The 4,545-nt window shown below is 40.2% G+C and carries 4 protein-coding genes; 3 read left to right on the plus strand and 1 reads right to left on the minus strand.

Going from position 1 to position 4,545, the window contains the following annotated elements; translation table 11 throughout:
* Positions 1 to 46: 46 nt before the first annotated feature.
* The 3 genes from JWQ85_RS06890 (at position 47) to JWQ85_RS06900 (ending at position 3,541) form a co-directional block, all read left to right on the plus strand.
* On the plus strand, positions 47 to 2,506 hold the full coding sequence (locus tag JWQ85_RS06890) for a DUF5686 and carboxypeptidase regulatory-like domain-containing protein (protein WP_299465951.1): 2,460 nt from the start codon (positions 47 to 49) through the stop codon (positions 2,504 to 2,506).
* 217 nt (positions 2,507 to 2,723) lie between these two features.
* On the plus strand, positions 2,724 to 3,131 hold the full coding sequence (locus tag JWQ85_RS06895) for a hypothetical protein (protein ID WP_299465954.1): 408 nt from the start codon (positions 2,724 to 2,726) through the stop codon (positions 3,129 to 3,131).
* Between the two features lie 44 nt (positions 3,132 to 3,175).
* A complete protein-coding gene (locus tag JWQ85_RS06900) occupies positions 3,176 to 3,541 on the plus strand; it encodes a VOC family protein (protein ID WP_299465957.1) in 366 nt (121 codons plus the stop codon).
* A gap of 277 nt (positions 3,542 to 3,818) precedes the next feature.
* Here JWQ85_RS06900 and JWQ85_RS06905 read toward each other — a convergent pair whose 3' ends face one another.
* Positions 3,819 to 4,346 carry a GNAT family N-acetyltransferase gene (locus tag JWQ85_RS06905; protein ID WP_299465960.1) on the minus strand — a complete coding sequence of 176 codons (528 nt, stop codon included), beginning with the start codon at positions 4,344 to 4,346 and terminating at the stop codon, positions 3,819 to 3,821.
* Positions 4,347 to 4,545 lie beyond the last annotated feature (199 nt).

Here is a 4,545-nt window from a genome sequence, read left to right on the forward strand (position 1 = left end):
GCGTCTAAAAACTTTGCACATCTTAGCGTAAGCTTTATCTACCTCTATGAAACAACCTTTTTTTATCATACTGCTCCTCCTATTAACATCCACAATATTTGCACAAGACGTTACCATTAGCGGGAAAATAACCGACGGGACCGGCAATGCTGTTCCCTTTGCTACGGTGTATGTGAAGAATACTACAAAAGGTACTTCAGCAAATAGCGAGGGCGGTTACACCTTAAATTTAAAGCCCGGCCAATACGATGTGCAATACCGGGCAATGGGCTATAAGCAGGAAAGCCGTAAGGTTGATTTAAAAACTAACCAAAGTATCGACATAGTTTTAAAGACCGAAGATTATCAGTTAAAAGAAGTTTCTATTCGTGCCGGTGCCGAAGACCCGGCTTATGCTATCATCCGCAAGGCTATTAAAAAACGGAAGACCTACCTGAACGAGGTAAATGCCTACACCTGCGAGGTTTATATAAAAGGTTTGCAAAAACTGCTGGCCGCACCAAAGAAATTCTTGGGCGTTGATGTACAGAAGATGGCCCGCGAAAACGGGCTGGACTCCAACCGCCGGGGCATTGTTTACTTATCAGAGTCGCAATCAAAATACAGCTTTATGCGGCCGGATAAGGTGCACGAAGAGTTGATATCGTCAAAAGTATCGGGCAGCAACAGGGCGTTCAGCTTTAACAGGGCATCAGATATGCAGGTGAACTTTTACGAGAACCTGCAGGTTTGGGAAGGGCTTAGCAACCGCCCGCTGATATCTCCTATTGCTGATAACGCATTATCATACTATAAATATAAATACGCCGGTACTACTATCGAAAACGGCGAAACCATCAATAAGATCCAGGTTATTCCGCGCAGCGAGTATGACCCATGTTTTAGCGGCTATATCTTTATCCTGGAAGATAGCTGGCGTATACAGGGACTGGGCTTATATATCACAAAAAAGGCTAATATCAACTTTGTAGATACGTTAAAAGTTAGCGAACAGTTTTTCCCGGTGAATGGCAACGTATGGATGCCTGCTTCATTAAAATTTGAGTTCACAGGCGGCTTATTTGGCTTTAAAATTGGTGGTTACTTTATCTCGCTTTATAAAGATTATGACATAGACCCTAAACTGGACAAAAAACAGTTTGCCGAAGTACTGCGCATTACCAAAGGGGTAAACAAAAAAGATTCGACCTATTGGGAACAGGAAAGGCCTATCCCCTTAACCGACGAGGAGAAAACCGACTATAAAAAGAAAGCCGTACTGGCCGCCAAACGCGAGTCAAAACCTTATTTAGATTCACTGGATAAAGAACACAACAAGCTTAGCTTAGGCAAACTGCTTATAGGTGGCTACAATCACCGCAACAGGTACGATCACGAAAATTACAATTTCAACTCCTTATTGAGCTCGGTATCATACAACACGGTTGAGGGTTTAGCATTGGGTTATGGTGGCTCGTTCACTAAACAGATAGATAGCGTAAATAACCGTTATCTGAATATATACGGCAAGGTGCATTACGGCTTTTCTAATAAGTTATTTAATGCCACCGGTGGTATCACTATGCCGGTTGGTTCGGCTATGTTAAGTTTGGCGGGTGGGTCTGATGTGGTAGATATGAACAACCGCGAACCTGTCTCCTCATTAATGAATACTGCTTATACCTTATTAAACAGGCAAAATTTTGAGAAGCTATACCAAAAGCAATATGCATCGGCCACCATATCTAAACGTATTTATGGCGGATGGCAGGCAATTGCCGGCGCCGAGTGGGCAAACCGTAAATATTTATCAAACACTACCGACTACAGTTTCTTCCACCCAAAAGGACATGAGTTTACAAGTAACAACCCGCTTTCGCCGGATGTGGATGTACCCCTGTTTCCGGAGAACCAGTCGTTTAAAGTTAACGTGCGCACCACTTACGATTTTAGCAACCGGTATGAAACCTACCCTACCGGCAGGCGCTATGTACCGTCAAAATATCCAACCATCGGCTTAAGCTTTACCAAATCGGTAAAAAATGTATTTGGCTCTGATGCTGATTACAATCTTGTATCGGCAGATATATCTAAATCAGATATCCCTATGGGTTTTTATGGCAAGACATCGTTCTACGTGGGCGCGGGTAAGTTCTTTGATACCAAAAGCATTTACTATACCGATTACAGGCATTTTAGCGGTAACCAGGTATTATTTTACCAGGGCGGTATCAACAAGTTCCTGCTGCTCGATTATTACCGGTTCAGCACAGGTGACAAATATCTGGAAGGCCATTTAGAACATAATTTCAGCGGATTGGTCACCAACATGATCCCGCTTATCCGCAAGCTAAAACTACAGGAGATCATCAACGTAAATTACCTATCAACCCCAACACTGAAAAATTATACCGAACTGGGTGTAGGTTTCCAAACCAATATTGGCTTAAGGGTAATGTATGGTACATCGTTTAATAACAAAGTTGGCGGGGCTAATCAGGCTATAAGGATTGGGGCTAATTTTTAATTGTACTGTTACTTAAAGATAAATTATTAAATATTTAACTTTATAAACCTTACTCGTTTCAATTATGACCGCTTCAGATACTCTCGGGTTAGTTTCCATCCTGATATCAATTTGTGTCTTCATTTATACATATGTAACTAATACTAAAAAATACGAGCTTACATATCAATATAGATGTGAAGTACTAAAGTGGTTTAATGAAACTATACATGTTTTAATGCGACTTAAGCAGGAATGTAAACTTGGTTTTCCCAATCAAGATTTAAGAAATGAATTGCTTGCAAATTTATCGGCAAAGATCGAGATGGGAAGATTCTATTTTCCAAACGTAGATAAGGGAGATAGATTTGGTAAAGAGAAACCTTTCGCCTATAGAAATTATAGAAACCTGATGCTTGATTTCTTAGTATATGCCTATAATATTTATAACCGGGCAGATGCCGTTCGATACTTAAAACATGCGGAAATTTTACAAAAAGAATTTACCTCTTTATTATTTGAAACTTTTAACCCGACAGATTTTTTAAAAGAAACAAAAAAAGCAACAGACAGGACGTTTGTTAAAGAACTTCGTTTCGAAGATTTTTTAAACGAAAACCCAGAAACGTTAAAAGATTATATTTAGCATAACACTTCGGCTTAATAGCAAAAAACATAAAATCACTTACGATGAAAGCTTTAAGTACAACCGTTGTTATTCATGTTTCTGACATGAGCCGTGCTATTAAATATTATACTGGTGTTTTAGGGTTTAAACCCGATTTTGAGTTTGGCGATTATACGGGATTAACTTACGATGATGTTTGTATCCATTTAAGTGGCCCAAAAAATCAGGGTTTACACAAGGCACCAGGTAGCGCCCATTTTTGTATAGATTGCGATAAGGTTGATGCATATTATGATCGTATCAAAAAAAAGGGGGCAATTATAAATTGCCCCATAGATGATCGTATTTATGGAATGCGCGATTTTGCTGTAGATGATGAAGATGGCAATACATTAGTTTTTGGGATGGCGATAACCACTCAACAATAAAGGAACTAATTTTAAACCTGTCAGTCTGAGCCTGTCGAAGACCTAAACTCAAAATGGCATGAGACGTGTTCACGTTCACAGCCGTGAACACCATCATTAAAGCATAAATGACTGATAATGAATGATTTAAAAATAAGCTACTGACGAAATACCGTCACCATTAAATCCAAACCTGGCACAGGCAAACATGCACTATAATATAGTCGGTCATCCCCCCCGCAAAGATTTGTCATTACACCTTCAAAGGCCACGGGGTTTGATAACTCAGGATGATATATTAATCTTTCCTCATCTTCACAATTCCCAGCAGCTCTCCATCAGGCATTGTAACGCCTATTCGCTCAACGGCATGGTAACCCATTGCTTTATAAAGCGGTACACCCGGTAAAGTTGCGCCAAGTTCAAAACTGGTAAAGCCGTTAGCCTTTGCTGCATCTTCACAAACATTAATAATTTGGCGGCCTATACCCTGCCTTGCATGGTCGGGGTGCACAAAAAAGGCTCTTATCCTTGCAGCGTCTTTTGCTGGATCGAGTAAAGGATCTTCTACATCTTTATGCTGGTCGCCTCCAAACAGGGTGTTTCTTTTGCTCCAGCCACCGCAGCCTACCTTCACACCGTCCTTTTCGGCAACATAATAAGTGCCGTCTGTTATCAGCTGACTGTCAATGCCAAAAATGTATTTTATGGAGCTTTCTATTTGCCTATCTGTATAATAATCAGCGCTTAAGCCACGTACAGAAAGACCTATTAATTGCTGCAATTCGTCCACATCATCAAATGTTGCCAGTCGGGTTTTTATCATAACATATATTCAAAGTGACTAATATAGTTTTATGAATCTTTTCTTAAAGTCAAATTTCTCAAAACTCGTATCTCAATTTTCCGCTCAAAATCCTATCTTTGCCCATGCAAGAAAAAATCCTCATTCTTGACTTCGGTTCGCAATTTACCCAGCTTATCGCGCGCCGTGTCAGGGAGCTCAATATTTACTGTGAGATCCA

It is taken from the genome of Mucilaginibacter sp. (assembly GCF_028288105.1).
In the GTDB taxonomy this organism is placed as follows: domain Bacteria; phylum Bacteroidota; class Bacteroidia; order Sphingobacteriales; family Sphingobacteriaceae; genus Mucilaginibacter.